The 22,257-nt window shown below is 57.3% G+C and carries 20 protein-coding genes; 8 read left to right on the plus strand and 12 right to left on the minus strand.

Annotated features, from left to right (window positions below):
- Nucleotide 1 precedes the first annotated feature (1 nt).
- The 12 genes from EYC79_RS12905 to EYC79_RS12965 all read right to left on the minus strand — a co-directional run bounded on the left by EYC79_RS12905 (nucleotide 2) and on the right by EYC79_RS12965 (nucleotide 15,867).
- The gene (locus tag EYC79_RS12905; RefSeq protein WP_130978246.1) at nucleotides 2–1,369 is read right to left on the minus strand and encodes a condensation domain-containing protein; all 1,368 of its coding nucleotides are present in this window, start codon (nucleotides 1,367–1,369) and stop codon (nucleotides 2–4) included.
- Entirely contained in the window at nucleotides 1,366–3,834 is a 2,469-nt protein-coding gene (locus EYC79_RS12910) for a condensation domain-containing protein (protein WP_130978247.1), read from the minus strand. Before EYC79_RS12910 ends, EYC79_RS12905 begins: the two co-directional genes overlap by 4 nt.
- Nucleotides 3,835–3,853: 19 nt before the next feature.
- The gene (locus EYC79_RS12915; protein ID WP_165457029.1) at nucleotides 3,854–5,446 is read right to left on the minus strand and encodes an amino acid adenylation domain-containing protein; all 1,593 of its coding nucleotides are present in this window, start codon (nucleotides 5,444–5,446) and stop codon (nucleotides 3,854–3,856) included.
- 497 nt (nucleotides 5,447–5,943) lie between these two features.
- A complete protein-coding gene (locus EYC79_RS12920; RefSeq protein WP_165457030.1) occupies nucleotides 5,944–7,005 on the minus strand; it encodes an isochorismate synthase in 1,062 nt (353 codons plus the stop codon).
- A gap of 311 nt (nucleotides 7,006–7,316) precedes the next feature.
- Entirely contained in the window at nucleotides 7,317–8,969 is a 1,653-nt protein-coding gene (locus tag EYC79_RS12925) for a (2,3-dihydroxybenzoyl)adenylate synthase (RefSeq protein WP_113273744.1), read from the minus strand.
- A gap of 1 nt (nucleotide 8,970) precedes the next feature.
- Nucleotides 8,971–9,828, minus strand: coding sequence for an alpha/beta fold hydrolase (locus EYC79_RS12930; protein ID WP_130978250.1), 858 nt, complete (start codon nucleotides 9,826–9,828; stop codon nucleotides 8,971–8,973).
- Nucleotides 9,825–11,204 carry a salicylate synthase gene (locus EYC79_RS12935; protein WP_130978251.1) on the minus strand — a complete coding sequence of 460 codons (1,380 nt, stop codon included), beginning with the start codon at nucleotides 11,202–11,204 and terminating at the stop codon, nucleotides 9,825–9,827. Before EYC79_RS12935 ends, EYC79_RS12930 begins: the two co-directional genes overlap by 4 nt.
- Nucleotides 11,205–11,219: 15 nt before the next feature.
- Nucleotides 11,220–11,465, minus strand: a complete 246-nt coding sequence (locus tag EYC79_RS12940; RefSeq protein WP_113273741.1) for an MbtH family protein — start codon at nucleotides 11,463–11,465, stop codon at nucleotides 11,220–11,222.
- Nucleotides 11,465–12,844, minus strand: a complete 1,380-nt coding sequence (locus EYC79_RS12945; RefSeq protein ID WP_130978252.1) for a lysine N(6)-hydroxylase/L-ornithine N(5)-oxygenase family protein — start codon at nucleotides 12,842–12,844, stop codon at nucleotides 11,465–11,467. Before EYC79_RS12945 ends, EYC79_RS12940 begins: the two co-directional genes overlap by 1 nt.
- 619 nt (nucleotides 12,845–13,463) lie before the next feature.
- Nucleotides 13,464–13,730, minus strand: coding sequence for a DUF1488 family protein (locus tag EYC79_RS12950; protein WP_130978253.1), 267 nt, complete (start codon nucleotides 13,728–13,730; stop codon nucleotides 13,464–13,466).
- A gap of 957 nt (nucleotides 13,731–14,687) precedes the next feature.
- On the minus strand, nucleotides 14,688–15,332 hold the full coding sequence (locus EYC79_RS12960; RefSeq protein ID WP_130978254.1) for a DUF1109 domain-containing protein: 645 nt from the start codon (nucleotides 15,330–15,332) through the stop codon (nucleotides 14,688–14,690).
- Entirely contained in the window at nucleotides 15,316–15,867 is a 552-nt protein-coding gene (locus tag EYC79_RS12965; protein WP_130978314.1) for a sigma-70 family RNA polymerase sigma factor, read from the minus strand. The genes EYC79_RS12960 and EYC79_RS12965 overlap by 17 nt, the downstream gene beginning before the upstream one ends.
- Before the next feature lie 194 nt (nucleotides 15,868–16,061).
- On the opposite strand from EYC79_RS12965, the gene EYC79_RS12970 reads away from it, so the two are divergent.
- The 8 genes from EYC79_RS12970 (at nucleotide 16,062) to EYC79_RS13005 (ending at nucleotide 22,036) form a co-directional block, all read left to right on the plus strand.
- Nucleotides 16,062–16,322, plus strand: a complete 261-nt coding sequence (locus tag EYC79_RS12970) for a pentapeptide MXKDX repeat protein (protein ID WP_113273736.1) — start codon at nucleotides 16,062–16,064, stop codon at nucleotides 16,320–16,322.
- A gap of 78 nt (nucleotides 16,323–16,400) precedes the next feature.
- Complete coding sequence (locus EYC79_RS12975) at nucleotides 16,401–17,255, plus strand: cytochrome b/b6 domain-containing protein (protein WP_130978255.1); 855 nt, start codon at nucleotides 16,401–16,403, stop codon at nucleotides 17,253–17,255.
- A complete protein-coding gene (locus EYC79_RS12980) occupies nucleotides 17,252–18,028 on the plus strand; it encodes a molybdopterin-binding protein (protein ID WP_113267670.1) in 777 nt (258 codons plus the stop codon). Before EYC79_RS12975 ends, EYC79_RS12980 begins: the two co-directional genes overlap by 4 nt.
- A 91-nt stretch (nucleotides 18,029–18,119) precedes the next feature.
- Nucleotides 18,120–18,737 (plus strand): hypothetical protein, encoded by a 618-nt coding sequence (locus EYC79_RS12985; protein WP_130978256.1) that lies wholly within the window; start codon nucleotides 18,120–18,122, stop codon nucleotides 18,735–18,737.
- An 871-nt stretch (nucleotides 18,738–19,608) separates the two neighbouring features.
- Nucleotides 19,609–20,151, plus strand: a complete 543-nt coding sequence (locus EYC79_RS12990) for a sigma-70 family RNA polymerase sigma factor (protein ID WP_130978315.1) — start codon at nucleotides 19,609–19,611, stop codon at nucleotides 20,149–20,151.
- Nucleotides 20,148–20,861 (plus strand): anti-sigma factor, encoded by a 714-nt coding sequence (locus EYC79_RS12995; RefSeq protein WP_130978257.1) that lies wholly within the window; start codon nucleotides 20,148–20,150, stop codon nucleotides 20,859–20,861. Before EYC79_RS12990 ends, EYC79_RS12995 begins: the two co-directional genes overlap by 4 nt.
- A gap of 72 nt (nucleotides 20,862–20,933) precedes the next feature.
- Nucleotides 20,934–21,347 carry a DoxX family protein gene (locus EYC79_RS13000; protein WP_245495276.1) on the plus strand — a complete coding sequence of 138 codons (414 nt, stop codon included), beginning with the start codon at nucleotides 20,934–20,936 and terminating at the stop codon, nucleotides 21,345–21,347.
- A 131-nt stretch (nucleotides 21,348–21,478) separates the two neighbouring features.
- Complete coding sequence (locus EYC79_RS13005) at nucleotides 21,479–22,036, plus strand: fasciclin domain-containing protein (protein ID WP_027676880.1); 558 nt, start codon at nucleotides 21,479–21,481, stop codon at nucleotides 22,034–22,036.
- Nucleotides 22,037–22,257 lie beyond the last annotated feature (221 nt).

Here is a 22,257-nt window from a genome sequence, read left to right on the forward strand (position 1 = left end):
GTTACCAGGCCTCGTGGATTGCATCGTGGATGGTGGCGTCCAGGCAGGACAGCAGTTCGGCGACAATGGCGCGATCGAAGGCATTGCGGGCATAGGTTGCCTCAATGTCGATGACGGTGTGTGCGCCGCGCCCGCGCACGAATATCTCCAATCCCAAAGGGACGAGAGGAAACTGGATCGCCTCATTATGGAGCCTCTGCCAGCGCGTTGTCGCTCCGGGCAGGCGAGGACCCTCCGTTCCACTGGGAATGAAGACGACCAGTGAATCGAAAAGAGCTGGGGGCTCGGCGACATCGCATCTTCCAAGTGCCTCGATCAGGCTCTCGTAAGGAAGACTTCGATGGGCGAAGCCCGCATCGAATTCCGTCGCCGTCGCGGGAATGAGTGCTTCGGCGCTCTTACATTTGCCGACGGGTAGGCGAAGAACGATGTGGTTTGCGAAATTGCCGATGAGATGCTCGGTCTCTGGCTGATCGCGAGTCAACACCGTCGTGCCGACCATCACCTCATCTGCGCCGTTCCTGCCCAAGACCTTTGCCCAGCAGGCCATGAACGCGACGAATGGCGTTACCCTGTGCCTGGCGGCCAGACCTAGCAACGCGGCGGACGCTGCCAGCCGATAGTCGACGCGACCCGCTGCCTCTGGATGGGCCGCCTTGTCGCCGCCTTCGACAGGCAATGACTTCACCGGTGGCGAAATGCCGAGGCGTTGCTTCCAGTAATCCATGTCGGCGGAGTGGGTCCCGGTCGCTTGGTCGTGCTGCCACTCGGCGACATCGGCATATTGAATGGCAGGCTCCGACGACATGGCCGGGCCTGCCTCATAAGCGCTTTCAAGCTCCTTTGAGAGCAGGGCAAATGTAGCGCCATCCCAGACGATGTGGTTGACAATCAGCGCAAGCATCAGTTCGTCTGGACCCGTGCGAAAGAACATGAGCTTCAGAGGCGCATCGGTCTCCAGATCGAACGGGATTTGCAACTCGGCCTTTGCCAATTGCGTCCCCCTTTCGGCGGATGCGTGGTCGAATGATCTTGGAACATGCATGGACTTGCGTATTCGCTGAAAAGGAACGCCATCCGTGTCGAGATGGTAGGTCGTCCGCAAGATTTCATGGCGCTCGACGATGCGATCAACCGCTCTAGCGATCGCATGCTCATCCACCTTGCCGGTGAAGGTGATGAGAAGGCCGAGATTGTTGCTGACACTATCGGGAAAGGCCTGCTGATATCGCCATGTATGCTGTTGCGCAAACGATAGGCGTGCCGTTTCAGGATTGCTGCGAACCGGAATACGTCCGATTTTTGCGGCACCCGCCAGTCCGGCCGATGCGAGCCGCTGGCGCAGCAGCGATTGGCGATCCACGATCATGCTGCCGTTCCAGCCTGCGTGGCCCCGGTCGCCATCTCGCCAAGATGGCTCGCGACCTCATCATCCGACATGGCACGAATTTCGAGGACAATCGCTGCCACCTCATCCAGCCTGGCAGGATCGTCATCCTTGCGCAGCTGCTCGGCCAGCTCCGCGACGGTGGGAGAACGGAAGAGAGAACGCAGCGTCACCGCATTCGTATCGAGCTCCTCCTGCAATCGGGAAACCACGCGTGCAGCGAGCAGGGAATCGCCACCGAGCGCAATGAATTCCTCATTTACCCCGACGTCCTCGATGCCGAGAATCTCTTCCCAGACACCGGCGATGACAAGCTCCAGATCCGTGCGCGGTGCAACATGATCGGATATTCCCGATTGTGCGGCGATCAATTGATGGATGGTCTCAAGCGTCGGCCTGTCGTCCGCGTCACGGGGTATCTGGTCGACGATCACGATCTGGCCCGGCAGAAGATGAGATGGGATTTGCCGTGCAAGTTGCGCCCGAAGCGCCTTGCCGTTGGATGCGGCGTCGGGCTCGTCTATTGACTCAAGGACGACCGCGGCGACGAAGCTGTTGTCATGAGGTACGACCACCGTGTCCCTCACACGTCTATCGGACATCACCGCTTCTTCTACTTCGATCGGCCAGACAGATACGCCGTGGACATCCAGCCGCTCGCTGTCGTCACCGAGCAACGTCACTTCACCATTCCCGTCGGCACGGCCCCATAAGTGCGTTTGTTCGTCCTCAAACAGCAATCGTCCGGCAACATGATCGGGGCGATCTCTACCCATCGCATCGACAACACGGACATCGCGGTCACCGAGCCTGCGGGCTGGCGCGTTTTCGGCTGAAAGTTCGATTGGCCGCGCCCAGCTTTCAGGATCGTCGATAAGGTTACCCAGCACATCGCCAAACAGCTTGAACATGGCATCGACCACGCCTGGAACAAGAGCATCTTCTCTCGTATCCCAGTTCACCAGGAGGCCACCTTCGAATTCGGTCACCTGGGCGTCAAGAAGAACCTGCGGTCCTTGCGAGATGACCCAGACCGGTCGGCCAACGACCGAAGTCACCTTCGGCGCGAACAGTTCGCCAAGACCAAGTGCGCTGGTGAATACCACAGGCGCCAGCACAGTTTCGCCGCGCTGTCGGCTAATCTCGCGCAGGACATCAAGACCGGTATAGGATGCATGTGCGGCATCGGCATGCATGCGGTTTTGTAGAGAGCGGACCCTTTCCACGAATGCGAGTGGCTTTCGAAGGTCTATCTCGAGCATCACGGAGCTGGAGAAGTCACCAACGATCCGGTCGACATCGGGATGATCTGCGCTCCGATTGAACATCGGAACATTGAGCAGGAAGTGATCTGTCGCGCTCCAGTGCCCGACAATCTTGGAGAGCACGGTCGCGACCGTCATCGCGACGGTCACGCCATTCTGGCGGGCAATCTCGGTCAGCCGTCGCTTTCGCTCCGGCGAGAGCCAAAGGTGCCGTCTGGCAACTCTCGGAACCTCGCTTGTAGCCGATGCGTCGATCACTTGCGGCAGGATCGGTGCGCCCGGCAGCGACGTCATACGCTTTTGCCAGGCTTCCGCTGCAAGGCGTGTGCGCTCCTCTTGGCCGGATTTGCTGCTTGCGAGATAATCCCGATAGGTCAGCCCGAGAGGTGGAAGCTGTGCCGAGGGCGATGCATAAAAAGCCGCAAAATCGTCGAGCAAAATGCGGTAGCTAACGGCATCTGCCGCGATCATATCGACATCGAGATGAAGACGTGTCGCACCCTCGGGAAGCAGAGTGAGTGCAACCGCTATCACCTCGCCATTCTCGATATCAAGTGCCTGGTGCGAGAAGGCGCTGCGTATCTGATCCAGGTGTTCTTCAACGGCGGCGGAGGACTGAGCGCGCATATCATACACGACAAGCGGCGCAGGCAGCTTCGGCAATATGTCCTGCTTGCCATCCGAGGTGATACGGGTCCGCAGGGTCTCATGGCGTTCCAGTAGTCGTTCCAGGGCAAGCTTGAGCTTGGTCGGATCGATGGCGGGAGCCGTTCCCGTAGCGGCATGGTCGAACTCCGCGTAGAGATGCGCCGCGACACCGCCAAGTCTCTGGCCGTCGCCGCGACCTACCCAGTAGGCGTGCTGCATGACACCCAACTGACCGGGCTCATTATCGACCGACTTCGGGCTGTTGGTGGCCGCGACTGATTTGGCTGCAGGTTCGGCCTGTACGGTGTCTACGTTGTCGACCAGCCTGTCCCAGGCCGCAATCGTTGGCTCGCGTGCGAGATCGGCGAAGGTCACCTGCAATCCGCTTCGCCGCAGTCGATTGACGAGGCGTAGCAACGCCACCGAGTCCAAACCGGCTTCGAACAGGTTTTCCTCATCGCTGACTGTGGCCGGCTCCTCGCCGAGAATTTCGACAACGGCATCACGCAGCCACCGCTCGTTGCTCATGTTCATCTCTCGTTTCCTCTGGTCATTATCGGGGGCGGTTGACGAGGCGTTGTCGCAGCAGTTCCTCGCGGAGATTTGCTTTGCCCGTTTTGCGCGGCGGCGGCGCCGCCAGGGCACCACGGTCCAGTTTTCGATTGGGTGTGAGCGGAAGCGCTGCGAGTGCAATCACATGGCTAGGGACCAGGTGAGCCGGTAAAAGACGCGCCAGATGGTTACGCAGATCGCGCTCGTCGAGCTTGCCATTTGCCATCACAACATAGGCAACGAGGCATTCATCGCCATCCTTTCCATCCGGGTCTGGTTTGACGGCAACTGCGCTCGCGGTCACGCCCTCATAGGCATCGAGCGTTGCTTCGACCTCGTTTGGCTCGATACGGAATCCTCTCAAGGATAGCTGCGTATCGGCACGACCGATGAAATTAAGATTGTCACCGAAGCATCGCACCAGATCGCCGGTTCGATACAGTCGCTCACCATGCTTGTCAGGGTCCGCGACGAAGCGAGTGGCGGTCAATCCGGGGCGGTCGAGATACCCCCGAGAGACTTGTGCGCCGCCAAGATAAAGCTCTCCGATCTGGTCGTCGCCAACTGTCTCCAGTTGGTTGTCCAGAACATGGTGGTGGAAGCCCGGCAACGGTCGGCCGATCGGGCTTTCGCTGGAAGCGAGGATCATTTTCGGCAGAATGTCGATCGCCGTGACGTGCACGGTGGTCTCTGTGATCCCGTACATGTTCACCATGCGAGGGCGCGTCGGACGGCGGCCAAACCAGGCCGACAATCGAGCGGGATCCAGAGCCTCGCCACCGAAGATGACGAGCCTCAGCGCGGCAAGCGCATGCGAGCCGTTGGCATCAGCACGCTCCAGTGATGCGAATGAAGACGGAGTCTGATTAAGGATTGTGACACTTTCGGCTTCCAGCAAGTCCAGAAGCTCATCGCCCGACCATGTTGCTTCCGACGGGACGACGACTGTTCGACCGCCCGTCAGCAGCGGCGCCCAGATTTCCCACACAGAAAAGTCGAAGGCATAGGAGTGAAACGCTGTCCACACATCGGTAGCGCTGAGATCGAACAGCGGCACGGTTGCATCGAGCAGGGTCAGGACATTGCGATGTGAAACGACGACACCTTTTGGTCTGCCTGTAGAGCCGGAGGTGTAGATAACATAGGCCGGATGATCCGGTTCGAGCCTGGAAATCCGATCGGAATTTTCGATCGCGGTCGCGGCCCAGTTTTCTTCGCCGTCCTTCTCGGACAGCTCGATCCTCGCAAGACCGCTATCCGGGATATGGATGTCGGACGCGGTGATGATCGTCACTGGCTTCGCATCCGAGAGGAGATATTGAAGACGTGCGAAGGGGTAGGTCGGATCCAGCGGTAGGTAGGCTGCGCCGGACTTCAATACCGCCAGAAGTGCGACGATCAGATCAGCGGAGCGGGATAGCGAAACGCCAACAATACGATCAGGTCCTGCGCCGGCGGCGATGAGCCGCCGCGCCAGTCGGTTCGATCTGGTATCCAGCTCGGTATAGCTGAGTGAGTAGCCATTATACGTAACCGCATTCGCGTGGGGCGACCTGGTGGCGAAGTGCATGAAGCGATCGGGGAGAGTGTTCATGTCCGATCTCTCCAAGACCATGGCAAGTACAGGATCTGCGTCATCAACACATTTATGGGCTTTGCCTGTTTGTGGAATTTTTTGGACTCAAACCATTGTCGTATCGTTGGCATGGATAGCCTCTTTGATGCCTTGAAATGACTGTTTCCCGACGCTGTCTTATGGACACGGCATTTGGAGCGGCTCCCAGCTGCATGCCGGGAGTCGGTGAGGGTGTTTGAATTTTGGATGCAAAGATGCTGATTGGGATCTTTGCGATTGCCTTGGCATATCAGGCGGTGAGCGCTGAAGCTTCGACAACAACCATAACCAAACGGGACTGTCCTGTCCATATATTCTTGACTCATTTTATCATGTTATATCTTACCCGTATGAAGTGCTGTCGCTGAAATGCGAGATATCGTTGATGGCGAACGAAGCTCTTGGAACGCGGGAAATTGCACTCGCTAGTTCAAAGAGTAGCGGCGGCTCCGGTGCGTCCAGGAACGCAAAGCGCTCTATCCGAGAGCGTTGATGAACGTTCTCAGCTTTGTTCCTGTCTCCGTATGCTCTTTTTCCGGATCGGAGCCTGCCACGATACCCGCACCTGCAAAAACGGTTGCAGTGTTTCCACTGACGATGCCGCATCGAAGTGTCAGGACCCACTCTCCGTTTCCTTCATCGTCCATCCACCCGATCAATCCTGCATAGAAACCACGGTCGAAACCTTCGAGCTCTGCGATCGCTTTCCGGGCGGCCTCTTTCGGCCAGCCACCAACGGCTGGTGTCGGGTGAAGGGCGTATGCGAGAGCGATGGGGGAGACATTTTCTCGCAGCATGCCGGTGATGTCGGTTCCAAGGTGCCAGATGACGGGCGTCTCTACCAACTGAGGCTTACTGGGAACCTCGACCCCATCGGCAAATTGGCGGAATGTCTCACCAACAGCCTGAACCACGAGCGAATGTTCGACCAAATCTTTCTTCGAGTTCAGGAGCGTGCGGGCCACGTCCTCGTCTGCGACCGCGTCGGCGGCCCTTGGTATGGAACCCGCCAAAGGCGTGCTGCGGATCTTGCCGTTTTCGCTTCTCAGCACCAGTTCCGGACTTGCCCCCAGCAGCACCGCCGGTCGTTCGTCATGACCATTTGGAAGATCGATGCGATAAACATAAGCGTTCCCGTTCCGTGCGCACAAACGCGCATAGACTGCGTCGACATTGATTGGAGTGTTGAAATCGACGGTCACGCTGCGGGCAAGAACCACCTTATCCAGATCACCTGACTCGATGCGCTTCAGCGCTTCCGCGACGTTTTTCCTGTAGGCGGGAGAATCGTCCCCGTGGATTTCGAAGACATTGTGCCGTTCGTCCTTCGGAGTTGATACCTTCGGGTAGTCCGTACTGAATTCAACGTCCTCGGGCATATAGAAAACCGCCTCAGCGTCGACATCGAAGGGTACCAGACCAACCACGATCTTTTTTGTTCCATTGCGCGTCTTTTCGCCGACCGCAGCCATCGCGGCACTGACCGCAGTCGCAACCGAAGCGCCGTCGAAGCCCTCTGGATAAATCCGTTGTGCCACTCCACGGGTTCGCAGCTGATATGCGGGCGTTGTCAAATCAAACCGGGCATTCATGTACCTATCTCCGTTTCATCATCAGGAAGACACGTCACTTTCGTTCAAACGGGCTCTCTCAATCCTTGAATCTGTGCGTCGGGCTTTCCGAAAATCGATGCCGATTTCGGGCCGATGCCGTCGCAATTGCTCCCATTGGTTCACCTCGACCGATGCTTGAAACATGGCGCGCAATCTCCCTGGAGCCGGGATGCCGATGGCACCGCACGTCACGAAGAGTGTGCAATTTGCGTTTTGGTTGTGGGACGCCCGGTGCGCTATGCCGGCGAAGCCACGGGACCGCTCACATCCTCTGTGCAAGATTCGGCAAGAAGACGCTTACGGTCGATCTTGCCGAAACGGGTCAAGGGGATTTCATCGACAATGCGAATTCGATCGGGGAACTTGTAGGTCGCGACGCCGCGGCTTCTCAGAAAATCCTTCAGATCGCGCAGGCTAGGCGGTGCATCGACTGGCCGCACGACCGCGCAGGATGCCTGACCAAGACTTGCATCGGGTACGCCGATGACGGCAATTTCCCTTACGGCTGGATGATCAAGCAGATATTCTTCGATTTCGACGGACGAGAATTTCTCGGCGCCCCGATTGATCTGATCCCCGGCGCGGCCTTCGACCACCAGATGACCGCTTGGCAGGCGCCGCACCAGATCGCCGGTACGATAGAAACCGTCGGCGGTGAAGGAGCGTTGGTTCGCCTCCGGTGCTGCCACATAGCCGCGGATCGTGTAAGGACCGCGCGTCCAAAGTTCGCCGACCTCTTGATCGGCAACATCGGCGCCCATGTCATCGACCAGGCGGATCTCGTCATGTGGCGATAGCGGACGACCTTGTGTCGTCTCCACGAGATCGATCGGATCGCCATCGCGGGTGAAATTCAGCAAGCCTTCGGCCATGCCGAAAACCTGCTGGACACGCACGCCGAGAAAGCTATGGATTCTGGCGGCAACGGATGGCGCAAGCTTGGCTCCGCCAACCTGGATAACCCGCAAACTGGAGAGGTCAGCGTCGTCGAACTCCCGCGCCTCCAGCCAGAGTGATGCAAGCGTTGGTACGGCTGCCGTCACTGTCACCCTATGCTTCGCGATCAGCCCAAATACGGAATCCGGGCTGGGCTCCCGAGCAAGAACAACCGTGCCACCGACGATGAATGTGCCGAGTATGCCGGGGCAGGCGAGGGGAAAATTATGGGCCGCCGAGAGGCTTGCGAGGTAAATAGTGGCATCGTCAAAACCGCAGACCTCAGCGCTGGCACGGGCATTGTATTCGTAGTCATTATGGGTGCGTGGGATAAGCTTGGGTAGGCCCCCTGTCCCTCCCGAATGGAGGAAGAGCGCCACTGAGGTCGCATCCAGATCGGTGACTACAGCTGCATCCCTTGCGGCCCCGACGAGCTCGCTGTAGCTCGTCAGTGTGGGGTCGCCGCCAGTCTCGCCGACCACGAGGAGCTTTTGCAAGGATGGCACCGCTTGGCGAACACGTTTCGCGAGCGAACGGAAATCGTAACTCGCTTCGATGTCGGTGACCGCATAGGCAACGGCGCCCGATCCCCTGGCAAGATGGCTGACTTCCTGCTCCCGATGCGTTGGCAGAACCATGACGGGGATAATGCCGGCTCGAATCGAACCGAACAGGAGCGTGACGAGTTCAGTGATATTGGGCAGTTGCAGGATGATGCGATCGCCGCGCTTCAAGCCCCATGCCAGCAATGACGAGGCTACACGATCTGCAGCGCCGTCGAGTTCCGCATAGGACAGGCTCTTCCCGGCCGAATCAATGAGCGCGAGCTTGTTTGGATTGAGCTTGGCTTGATCGCGGATCGGGGCGGTGAGTTCTCGTCCCCGCCAGTAACCTAGTTCGCTATATCGTTGGGCGAATTCGCTTGGCCACATCCGTAAAGTCGGTTCTGACATATTACACCATGGTAACTGCTGGCATCTTACGCACCCTTGCGGTGGCAAGCGGCCGCTTGAGATAGTCTATGATAAGGCGGTTGGCCTCTGCGGGTTGTTCGAGGTATCCGAAGTGACCGGCATCGGCGATTTCGACATATTCCGCGCCTGGAACGACATCTGCCACTTCGCGGCTCAATCGAGGCGGAATGGCAGCGTCGTCGGCAAAGCCGATGATCAACATGGGAACGGAGATGTCTCGATAGGCGGAGCGTCGATCACTAAGGACCTGCGATATCTGTAACTGAGCCCTATGGCCGGCGCTGATGCGCCCGTCGTCAAACGCGAACATGTCCAGCCAATCTCGCGCCTGATCTTCGTTACGAAGCGTCGCTGGCGACAAATATTGCAACGCCATGACGGCGGCGCGATAGTCTGGTGGTGGCGGGTTACCATAGTCCGCCAGCGCGATCTCCCCACGCGTCATGGCCTGCTGCACAGGTTCCAGCCGGGCATGTGCGGCAAGGGCGATGACGCGGGACAAAAGGTCCGGCCTGGCGAGGGCTGTTTCGGTGACGATCCTGGCGCCAAGAGACGTGCCGATCAAAGTGACGTCCTCGCAGCCGAGATGGTCAATCAAGCCGATCACGTCGTTGACCATGTCATCCATGGTAAATCCGCCTGGGCATTCATCTGTTGGCGGAATACCGCGATTGTTCATGGAGATCACGCGGAAGCCCGCTGCTTTCAGCGCAGGTATCTGATGCACCTCCCAAACACGGGCGGGGCTTCCCGTTCCCATGACGAGCAGAACCGTAGCGCCAGATCCGCCCGTATCCTCGTAAGCGATACGAATGCCGTTGATGTGAGCCGTGATCACGCATTGTCTCCGGATTTAGGGACGAGAAACCGGCTGACGCTGCGCATCTTTTCCCGCGTCTCTTCAAGTTCGCGCTCCGGGTCGGACTGAGATATTAGCCCTGCGCCGGCGCGAAGCCAAGTTGCACCAGCGACCTGGTAGACGGAACGAAGCACAAGCGCCGCATCAAGGTTGCCCTTCGCGTCAAGCGAGAGGACCGCGCCACTGTACAGGCCGCGAGGGGAACCCTCGCGAATGCGGATCTCGCGGCATGCCTCGCGCTTTGGGATTCCCGATGCCGTGACGGAGGGAAAGAGCGCTCCGAAGGCGTCCCAGCAGCTAGCGCCAGGCCGCAACTGGCCACGGACATGAGATGCCAGATGCTGAACGCTGCCTCTGGAAACGACATCCATGAAGTTTTCGACGAAGACGGTTCCGGGCTCGCTGACGTCGGCAATTTCATCCTGAGCAAGTTTCACTGAGAGGGCATGCTCGTAAATTTCCTTGGGGTCACTCAAAAGGTCTTCGCGAAGGGCTGCGTCGCGCTCCGGCTGATTTGTATAGGCGCGAGTTCCCGCGAGAGGCTGCGCGACAACGGCGCCACTTGTCGACACCTCGACGATCGCGCCAGGGCTGACGCCTGCGGCTGCAATTCCCCCAAGCCTCATCAGGAAAGACCGTGCCGGCGTGTTATTGCGGCGAAGCGTCTGATAGCTCGCAATCAGATCGATCTCCTGTTGGACGAAAACGGAGCGCGAAAGGATCAGTTTACGGAGCTTCCTGCCGTCGATCGATTGAATGGCGTCACGTGCTGCATCGACGTAGCCGGTCGTATCCTCGATTTCATCGACGTGGACGCGTGCCGACCGGAGGCTGGCTCTGGCATTCTGCAATGCCCCATGCCAGCGCTCGGCGATTTCTGGATCTGAGACGATTAGCTTTGCGTCACCCGATCGGATTTGCGCGACATGTTGGGGTACGAACAGATAGAGCAGGGTACCGGCGTCATCGGCGATCGGAAGACCCTGCAGTAAATAGGAGAGCTCGAACGCCGCCCAGCCGAAGACGCGCGAATCGCTTGCTCCGTGAGTAGGAAGGATGCCTGCCAGCATCGAGTCCAATTGCTCAAACGGGCGGTCGCCGAGGGGTTCGGTTCGTGATCCGGTCGGAGCGATCAGGTGAAGACCGTTCCGATCAAGCCGGATTTCTATCGCGCAGCCCGCTGCAAATGTGATCTCATCGGCCTTCTCGTACAAAATATAGGGTGTGGGCTGTTCGTCGGCTTGCGGGGCTTCGGTGGCCGATGCAAGCGCCGCTGCGGCGGTCACAATATCAACGGTTAACGGGACTATATGCTCTGAATTGTCTTGCACTATGCCTGAGGTAAACACGGTCATACGGATGCTCCTCCGTCAGATGCTGCCAGTGGTCGAAGTGATGGAAGCCATCTGGCTGCGCAGGGATTTGGGCCGCATATCCGTCCAGGTATTCTCGATCCAATCGAGTACCTGCTGCCGCGGAGCGCCACCGGGCGCGCCGTAGGCGATGTTCCAACCCTCAGGTACGTCCTTAAATGTCGGCCAGAGGGAATATTGCTCTTCGTCGTTTACCAGAGCAAAAAAAACGCCGTTTGGATCATCGAATGGATTGATGGTCATTAGATCGCTCCAACAGTAGTGTGCTTGGCATGTGATTGTTCATAGGCTTCGTGATGAGCGTCCGCGGTGATCGCTTCCAGAATCTCAGAGGATCGAATTGCGACATTGGACAATAGGTTGGAGGTCAGCCCATGGCTGTGCTGAACACCGCCATTCAAATAGATGCGTCCGCTAATGTTAGGGAGATCAATCGAGTAGTCTCGATTGACGACTGGCAAGTCTCGTTTAAAGCCACTGCCGATATCTATGCTTGCGCCCAGCAGATCTCGCAGGTCGAACGGGGTGAAACCTGTCGCGAATATGATGGCGTCGAATGTGAGCTCAGATTTGTGCCGGCCGCCTATGTCAGAGATTGTTGCCGAAACACCGTCGACGTGATCGCTTATGTTCTCAACTACCGTCGTGCGATGGATGTGAAGACGTCTTTTGCCAGACACTGTCTCGTCATACTCGAGCCGATAGAGGTCATTGATCAAGTCCGCATCAACGGCTGAATAGTTGGTTGGCCAGTGGTAATGCAGCAAGCGTTCTTTCAGCTCTGCGGGAGCCGTATAGAATTCATCGACAGATTGCGGATCAAAAATGCGATTGACAAATGGGGTGTCATCCGAGGGCGAATAGCCGAACCGTCTAAGCGATGCATGGACATCTGAGTCGGAAAATCTCTCATGCAGATATGCTACGACTTCCGCTGCGCTTTGCCCCGCGCCGACAACCAAAAACCGCTTGTTTTCTCTATTTGGGACAGCTTCTAGATTCGAGACAAGATGTTGATTATGAAATACTCTTTTGCTTGGGACAATATTTTCCGGTAACGCGGCGCGATATCCCAACCCTAAGACGACATTCCGGGCAAAGAGTGTTTCAGACCGCGAGGCTTCGGTGACATCGCGTGAGGTCTCAAGAGCGAAACGGCCATTTTGCCATTCAATTTTTTGAGCGCTCACACCGTAAGATACCGGAACGGAAACGCGCTTCGAGGCCCATTCAAGATAATCGTGGAACTCACGTCGAGAAGGGAAAAATGTTTTCAAGTTGATGAAGTCGGACAAACGTCCTCGTTCGTGGAGATAATTGACGAAACTATAGCAGCTTGTAGGATTTCTAAGGGAGACCAAGTCTTTTAAGAAACTGATCTGCATAGTGGAATCGGGCAATAACATACCCGTGTGCCAACTAAACTCTTTTTTTAGATCTATGAATTTAGCGGATAACCTGTCCTCGACGGGGCGTGTCTCATTATATTCTTCGATAGCGATCGCTAAGGCCAAATTCGTCGGACCAAAGCCTACTCCTACGATGTCCAGTTCCTGAGCCGATCGAGAAGTCAACTGGTCCGTCAGTTTTGCGTCGAGGGAATATACATCTTTTCCTGGCATGATAGCCTTTCCTAAGCCCATATAGATGAGTTCGGGTTGTTTCAGCGTTCCAACCGATCCTGCCCTCGGTCCAGGCGTTCCTCTGATCGAGGAACCCTCGTGGACCCGCAGTGAAATGCAGTTGCCCGATGGCTATAAACAAACTGGACGTTCCCGTCCAGATAAAACATGATAAATTAACTCATGTATTTTTCGCGGGTGAGTTTTCATATGCGGCCGCTATCGGTCGCGTTCACGCCATTGACCTGCTAATGAAGTCTCACCCGGTCGCGTTTGGAGCCGGAGCGGTTTCTGACATGCCAGACTCGATCATCCCGGCATAGTCCGCCGGGGTCTCGTCCGAGCGATGAGTGCGGCGGGAAATTGTTGTAATCGTTGTCCATTCCGCAATGGCGCTGCGGTAAGACCGACCCAAAGACCATTTGTCCGTCCTCAATGGGCTGGACCCTCATCAGTTCTGCGGACATTCTCAGAGGCAGGTCGTTTCTCCTCTGCTTGACCCAGACGAAACTCTTTCGCGAACTCGCTCACACGCATAGTTTTCGCTGCCACCGTTGCAGCGGTGGCGCTGGCTTGGTTGGATGATGAACGATCGTATCCTTTAAGGACCACGATATGCTCAACGAAAATGTGCGAGATCCAGCGTAATCACGCTGGATCGAACTTTGGAGTAAGCGGAGGTCGCCGCTTGCAGAATTCTTGGGCGCAAAGCATCGAACGCCATCAAATAATCTGCCTCGGTGACATTTCGGGACGATTTCCCGTGGGCTAATACTTCGGTCGGCAGATAGAATTTGATCTCGAACATCCCGTCGTATCCGGTGAAACGGACACAGCGCTTTCTGTCGTCAAAACTACGAGCTTTGTTTGGAAAGGAGATACCCATCAGCGCCCACCGTCATCTTGCCAACGATCACCAGCGCTACTCTTTGGTTGGGGATCGGGACTTGCTCGTATCGACGACTGTTTCTGGCTGACGAGAGGTCCAAGGAGAGCCGATTTGGTTCTAACACCCCTGCCTGACACGGCTGAGAGGAGGGGCGAGGCGTCACGTTTCATGTCGGAACGCGCGTTCGACTGAGATTCCCGATGGCCGGCGGACTTTAAGACTTCCCTCACCACCTTAGAGCCGGCGAGGTCGATAGACGAGGCTGCTGGATTGGAAGACATTCCGTCCTCCTTTGTTGGGGCAAGGTTTTGCACCCTTGATGACAGCGCCCTGAAGACGAGCCGTCACTGCTATCTTAAGTCGTGCTTGAACACCGGATTACAAGGGGAGGCTGGGCCAAAGCGTAGAGTGCTGGATCATGAGGGCCTGTCCTACTGGCATTCGATGCTGATGGCGGGAAACCGATAGATTGAGACAGTCGGTGCTTACCGCACGCATGAAGACGCCATGCAGATCGTGCCAAGTCGATCGGCCAGGTCGAACATCCACTTGGAGGCCCCCTCGTCTTGCCGGGTTGCCGTTGAGATGGAGCGCTTCATCACATGGTTCAACCAATCCGGCCCCTATGGCCAAACGCCGCTTCGAGCTTAGACACACGCCGCCGTCGGTCAGCTTTAGTTTGAAAGCAAACATCCATTCGAGGACGGCAACGGCTGAATAGGCCGCGCGCTCGCTTCAGCAGCTCGTGGAAATCGGTGGGATGACATGTACAGGAAAACGTCGGCATAGCCGGTACTGGCTGTCATCGCAGGCATAAATTGCTGCTCTTCTAAAAGACTCCGCCAACGTCATCAGCGAGGTGAGCGATTGCTCTCTGCCGCCCAGGAGCTTTCAGGGACCGCTCTGGACGGTCCGAGGTTGGGGAAAAAAAGCTCGGCCGCCTCAATGATCGCGCTACCAGCGCAAGAGACGCGGGCCGAGCGCCATGCCGATCAGGCCGCATAGAGCAATACCGAGGGAATACCAGAGCGCCACGAAGGGGAGCCCGTTTTCGATACATCCCCAGGAATAGGTCCATGCCCCTATGGCTCCTGCCATCATGCCAGCGGTAAATCCCGCGAGCCGATACCGCGTCGGTGCGCAACGTCGCAAGAACCAGATATTGGCGGCGAAGACGGGAGCGGCGGACGCGACAATGATCAGTGGGCAGAACCAGTAGGAGACGCCGAAAATCAACTTCGGATAGTCCATAGCTGGCGATGCATGCAACTGCCAGAGCCCCAGCATTGCTAGCAACATATAGATGCCGATCGAGGCCAAGCCTGCCGATTTCGGCAGTCCACCGGGGCGCGCGACCATCAACGCGGCGCAGATACCATTGATCGCCAGCGCCAGCGGATAGAATGATTTTGCCCAGAAGGCGGGAAGAGACATTGCCGAGATTATGTCTGGACGCAAACCATGCACGAACAGGATAAATGCACCAGACAGCAAGACACCAGGTAGCAGCGCCTTTGTTAGTAAGCGGAGAAGAGCATGCGGCCGTACCGGCTGCAGTCCTCTTGCCAGGCTGTCGATCAGATCATCCGTTTTCGCCACGTTCGCCTCTCAATCTCGCAGCCAGTGCCTTGATGCCGCGATGAACGCTGACCTTGACCATTGCTTCCGTCTTGCCACTGGCAGCTGCCGTCTCGGCGACCGAACGACCCTCCAACCTGACGCGCCGGATCAATTCGCTTTGCCACGCCGGAATGCCAGAGAGCAATCGCTCCACATCCATGCTCGCGAGGATCGCGTCTTCGGAATAGCCGTCCGCGACGCCCTCGACCAGTTCCAGGCTGACAACCGATCGCCCGCCTCGTCGCCGGTGATCGACCAGCTTGTGGCGTGCGATGGTAAAGAACCAGGCCGTGAACGGTCGCTCGCGATCGTAGGTGATCCGGCGCTGATGCAGCGCCAGAAGCGTATCCTGGATCAGATCGTCCGTGTCCTGCGCGTTCGACGCCAGCCGTCGCTTGAAATAGCTCTCCAGCAGATGCCGCAAAATACCGAGCAGACAGCGATAGGCATTCTCGTCCCCGTCAAGGGACAGAAGCATCAACGCCTTCAGCTCGAATTCGCTCATCGCCATCATGTCTTCCAGCTTCATACGGCCCTATGGCGAAACGGTTACACAGCATCGCTGGTAAAATCGAGAAAAGTTCAGCCCGACCGAGTTTGCGATCACAACCGCGTGATGACTGTTACCAATTCCCGCCTTCCGCGAATGAGCCTGATGTGAACCTTCGGCGCAAACACGCGGCGAGCACATCAAACGGGAGACGCATCATGACTATTCGTTCCTTCACTGTCGCCATCGGCGCCGTCATTCTTGGTCTTTCCTTTGCGGCAGGCACCGCCGAGGCTCAGTCCTCCGACGCAATGAAAAAGACCGATACCATGAAGATGGATACGATGAAGAAAGACACCATGAAGACCGATAGCATGAAGATGGCCGGCAACAAGACCGACTGTATGCACAAGGCCGGCATGGAAAAGGACTCGATGAAAAAGTCCAACATGATGAAGAAATGCGACGCGATGAAATGATCCTGTCCGCCCCCGCGAAACGCAACTTTTGCGGGGGCGGTTTCGTATCGACGATAACGCTGGCGCTCGAGGGAAATTATGGATGCGACCGCACAACCCGTCACTGGAAAACGAATTCTCATCAGGCGACACAGTCTGACCGTGCGCCTGTCGCACTGGTTGAACGTTCTGTGCATGACCGTGCTGCTGTTTAGCGGACTGCAAATCTTCAACGCGCATCCGGCTCTCTATTGGGGTCAATATGGCGCCGATGACGACCCGGCCTTCATTGCCATGGACGCGGTGCAGGACGGCGACCGGGTCAAGGGCGTGACCCGCATCGGCGACGTCTCCTTTGAGACGACCGGTTTCCTGGGCGTGTCCAATGTCGATGGGGAGCTTACGGCCCGCGGCTTTCCCGCCTGGCTGACGCTGCCGAGCTATCAGGATCTCGCCACCGGTCGGCGCTGGCACTTTTTCTTTGCCTGGCTCTTCGTCATCAACGGACTGATTTATGTTGCCTATGGTTTCATTGCCCGTCATTTCCATCGGGACCTTTTGCCTAGGCGCGGTGAACTAGCGGCATCGCACCTCGTCCAGGAGGTGGCTGATCATGCTCGTTTGCGCTTTCCGAAGGGCGAGAAAGCGCGTCACTACAATGCTCTGCAGAAGCTCACCTATCTTCTGGTTATCTTTCTTCTGCTTCCCTTGATGATTGCAACCGGGTTGACAATGTCACCGGGTTTTAATGCCTTCGCGCCCTGGCTACTGGATCTGTTCGGCGGTCGACAGTCGGCCCGGACACTGCATTTCATCACAGCCAGCGCACTGATCGCTTTTGTCGTCATTCACATCGTGATGGTTCTGGTCTCCGGCGTATTGAACAATATGCGCTCGATGATCACCGGACGTTATGTCATCATCGAAAAGCCGGAAGGGGAGTTCAAGCCATGAGCCGCCTCATGACCCGTCGCCGTTTCCTGATCGGATCAACGCTCACCGCATCCGCACTCGGCCTGAGTGGCTGCGACGCGCTCGTCCAGAACGATAAGGTCCAGACAACCCTGAAACTCGCCGAGGGCCTGACGAAGCGTGCGCAGCGCTTGCTGATCGGCGACAACACCCTGGCGCGCGAGTATACGCTCGCGGACATCTCGCCAAGTTTTCGCGCCAACGGCACAAGCATGCCCGATGGCGCGCAATATCAGCAATTGTTGTCGACGCAATTTTCGCAGTGGCAGTTGGAGGTCGGTGGCCTCGTCGAGCGCCCAACCAAATTCCCCCTTGCAACCCTGAAGGCAATGCCGGCACGCAGCCAGATCACCCGTCACGACTGCGTCGAAGGCTGGAGCGCGATCGGCCAGTGGACAGGTGTGCCGCTCGCTGCCGTTCTGGATAAGGTCGGCCTCAAGCCGGAAGCGCGTTATATCGTCTTTCACTGTGCCGACGAATACGAGAAGACCCTGGATGGCAGCGGCTGGTATTACGAGAGCATCGATCTCGTCGATGCTTTTCATCCTCAAACCATTCTCGCCCATTCCATGAATGGGAGAGATCTCGAAGTCGCGCATGGCGCGCCGCTACGGCTGAGGGTCGAGCGGCAGCTTGGTTACAAGCAGGCAAAATATCTGATGCGCATCGAGGCCGTCGCAGATTTCTCCAATCTCTACGGCGGAAATGGCGGCTTCTGGGAGGATCGCGGCTACGAGTGGTACGCCGGAATATAGGTCGAAGTCCAGATTTCCATAGCCAGCGGATTTTTCAGCCCGCCTCCGCCGGTCCTTCAACAGACAGGGTTTGAAACACAAAGGAAGCACAATGTTCTCAACCTCGAAGACAGGTTTTAGCCTTTTCGCCGGCGCGCTGGTCGCGTTGACGCTCGGCGGTGGCGCCAAAGCCGCCGATCAGGTTCGTGTCCGTGGCACCGTCGAAAGCCTTCAGGGCAACATGTTGTCCGTCAAAACGCGTGAAGGCAGCAGCGCAAAGATCATGCTGAAGGATGGCTGGAAGGTCTCCGGCGTCGCCAAGGCATCGGTTGACGATATCAAGCCAGGTGACTTCGTCGGTATCGCATCACTGCCAACAGCGAGCGGCGGCGATGGCGCTTTGGAAGTGCTGATCTTTCCTGCAGCGATGAAAGGCACAGGCGAGGGGAGCTATGCCTGGGACCTGAAGCCAAACAGCTCTATGACCAATGCGACAGTTGCCGACGCCGTAAAGTCTGTTGACGGTCATGCGGTGACCGTGAGCTACAAGGGGAAGGAGAAGAAGATCACCATTCCGGATGGCACGCCGGTTGTCACTTTTGCCGATGCTGCGGAAACCGACATTAAGCCTGGTGCAACCGTTTTCGTACCCTCCGAAAAGGCCGATGACGGTTCGATGTCGAGCGGTCGCGTAGTTGTCGGCACGAATGGTGTCGTTCCGCCGATGTGAGCGGAGGAAACCGCTTAAGGGAGACAGAGACCGTCGGGCGATAAAGGCCGGCGGTCGAAACATGCGCACTTGGCTCGATATTCAAGTAAGGTTGGCAAGCTTCGCCGTCCGGAGAGTGATTAAGACTGACGTGACTGGTCCTCGCCGAACCGCCGTCGGCAAAGCGCGCGCAGAAGCGACCGCCTGACCCGACCATAAGCGGCCGTATATCGCCTCGCTTCGGCCATGCGAAAGACCGTCTATCGGCGAGTCGGCGCGGGCCGTGGAAGAATTTATAGAAACCAAAGGGAAAATTGAGGAAGCCAAGAGGATTGCTGAAACTAATGGTTTGCCGCGTTCGTAACTCGTCAGAACGCCAGGCCTGAAAGTGGGAGCGAAAGGTCGCGCAAGGCGCTCAGGATGAAAGTGCGCTTCTGAACTCGCGGGATTGCTCTGCTTCGGAATCGCATAGGGCAGTATCTGCTGGAGGCCTTGGCAATGTCGGAGTTGACCACATGATGACCTGTCCCATTGCCCATCTTGCCACGCTCATGGTGTTCGTCGCGATTGGCTTCTTCCGGTTAAGCAGCATGGAGAACCGCCTTCGCTGCTTGCCGTTGGATCGATCGGGCGACACTCAGGAGCCATTATACGATGCTGACCCCCGGGGGCTGATCGGGAGAACTCTTCTCTCGACAGTTACGGCAGGATCCGGTTTCTGGCTCATCCGACGCCAGTTGAGAACCTTGGATGCGTCGCGATGAACGATATTCGGGCCAATGGCCGATCGTGGACTGGCAGAAACAGCGTCTTTGTCGGGTTTACCGCCCGTCGCTCCTTGTTTTTTCCAGAAGCCACCCCCTATAAGGTTGGGGTGGCAAGGTTTTCTTCAATGCAAAGCAACGACATCGAAGTTTTGATCAATCGTGTCGCGATGGGAGACCGCGCCGCCTTTGTCGCACTTTACCAGGCGACTAGCCCAAAATTGATGGGCGTATGTTTGCGCATCCTCAAAAATCGCAGCGATGCTGAAGAGGCGCTGCAAGAAATATACATCAAGATCTGGCAACGCGCGAAAACCTTCGCGACCGGACATAGCGGTCCGTTTGCATGGCTTGCGACAATCGCGCGCAACCACGCGATCGATACGATCCGCGCCCGCAAACCTGTTTCCGATGATCTCGACGCAGCATATGATCTTGCCGATGACAGAACCCCGAACCCAGAGCAGCGCATGGGCATCGTCGATGAAGGCCGCAGGATCGACAGATGCATGGCAGAGCTCGATCCGGCACATGCCAGCGCAGTTCGTCGCGCCTATGTCGAGGGCCTGAGCTATATCGAACTTGCAGACGATCTGCGGGTGCCGCTGAATACGGTGCGCACCTGGCTGCGCCGTAGTCTCCTCAAGCTTAAGGAGTGCATCCAGCGATGACGCGTGATCCTGGCTCAAGCGAGCACTCAAGAGATGAAATCCGGGCAGGCGAATATGTCTTGGGTGTTCTGTCCATCGAAGGAAGAAGGATGGTCGAGCGCCGCATGGCCGGCGATGAGGCGTTTTCGCAAATCGTTGCGCGCTGGCAGGCCGACATGGAGGCCTTCAATCAGGACTATGACGAGATCACGCCTCGCGCCGCCGTGCTGGAACAGCTTGAACAGCGCCTCTTCGCAGCACCGCTGACGAGTAAGGTGAACGTCACCCTTTGGAATTCAATGGCTTTCTGGCGTTGGCTTTCACTCGGCACCTCCGTAGCCGCTGCTGCGGCCCTGATCTATGCATCGGGTATCGCATCGCCTCCTTCTCAGGACGGTAAGCTTGTTGCTGAACTCTCGGCACCCAGTAATTCCGTCAACATGCTGGCGTCCTACGATGCCGAAAGCGGGCGAATGCGCATCGTACCTGTCGCGGCAGGGCGCGCGCAGGAGAAATCGCTGGAGCTCTGGCTGGTCCCTGGGCAAGGAGATCCCTTCTCGCTCGGCATATTGCCGGCAGATACGGGCGGAGAACTGGTCATTCCATCGGACCTGCGTGATCGTCTGAGTGGCGGCGCAACGCTTGCAGTATCGCTGGAACCGTTCGGCGGCTCGCCCACAGGCAAGCCGACCGGAGCGATCGTGGCGAGCGGCACGGCAAGAAGTCTCTGAACTTTCGCTTTCCGGAGCGATGCGCTGCGCGATGGCACAAGGCACCTATTTGGAGATGAGATGGGATACTCCGTGGCTGCCTATCTGAGGACGGAAGCTTGGCGGCGCAAATGCGCGACAGGGCTCGCCTGCCTGTATGGCTTCGTCGGCACGATGCACCTTGTGTGGCCGACGCCATTTCTGAAAATCACGCCGGATTGGGTTCCGTCGCCACATTTGGTGATTTTGCTGACAGGTCTTTGCGAAATCGCTGGTGCGGTGGGGATCGTAACCGCACGACTTCAGCGGGCCGCAGGCATTGGTCTGGCGCTTTATGCGGTCTGCGTTTTTCCGGCGAATATCAAACACGCGATCGATGCGCTTTCTGGTGACCCGTCGGTGTGGGAGTGGATCTACCACCTTTTGCGCTTACCCCTCCAGCCCGTCCTGATATGGTTGCCTTTGTTTGCTGGCCGCGTGGTGAGGTGGCCACAACAAGCGAGATGACCGTGTAAAATAATTCGACGGCCCTGAAACTTCTTCTCAAGCCGTTCCGTAACCTTCTTGTCCCAGAAGAGGGAAGCCGACCCTTAGGAGATGCAGCCTTGCATCTGGGTGATCGGCCAGGAGGAATCACCATGTTCAAGCTCGCAATCCGTTTCGCAGCCTGCGCCACCGCAATCGCGATCGCTGCTGGCAGCGCGTACGCAGCCAATCCCAAGGTCGGCGGCGCCGCGATGTACGAAGACAAGAACATCGTGGAAAACGCGATGAACTCGAAGGACCACACGACGCTTGTGGCCGCCGTCAAGGCAGCCGGCCTGGTCGAGACGCTGCAAGGAAAGGGGCCATTTACCGTGTTCGCCCCGACGAATGAAGCGTTCGCAGCTCTTCCCAAGGGAACCGTCGACACACTCCTGAAGCCTGAGAATAAGGCGCAGTTGACCAAGGTCCTGACCTGCCACGTCGTCGCAGCCAATGCCATGTCAACGGCGATCGAGAAGATGATCAAGGACGACAAGGGCACGCATGACGTCAAGACCGTCGGCGGCTGCGTTTTGAAGGCCAAGGAAAGCATGGGCAAGATTACGCTGACCGATGAAAACGGCAATGTCGCGCATGTCACGATCGCCGACGTGAAGCAGTCGAACGGCGTCATTCACGTCATCGATAAGGTGCTTCTGCCAAAGATGTAATTTGCATCTTTCAATTGAGATAAAGCCGGACAACAAACCGGCTTTATTTTCATTGAGCCAGTCCTCGGAGCGGCAGCCCAAGGGGAGATCTGGAGCTTCGCAACGCTAGCGATTTCTCGATCTAACTCTTTGATTTTCATATCGGGCTTCAACTAAAGCGCTTTCGCGCCCTTCACCCTGCCCAGGGCAGTTCTTCGGCTTATTTCCTATAGAGAGTGGCC

Source organism: Agrobacterium cavarae, from assembly GCF_004310285.1.
Taxonomy (GTDB): Bacteria; Pseudomonadota; Alphaproteobacteria; order Rhizobiales; family Rhizobiaceae; genus Agrobacterium; species Agrobacterium cavarae.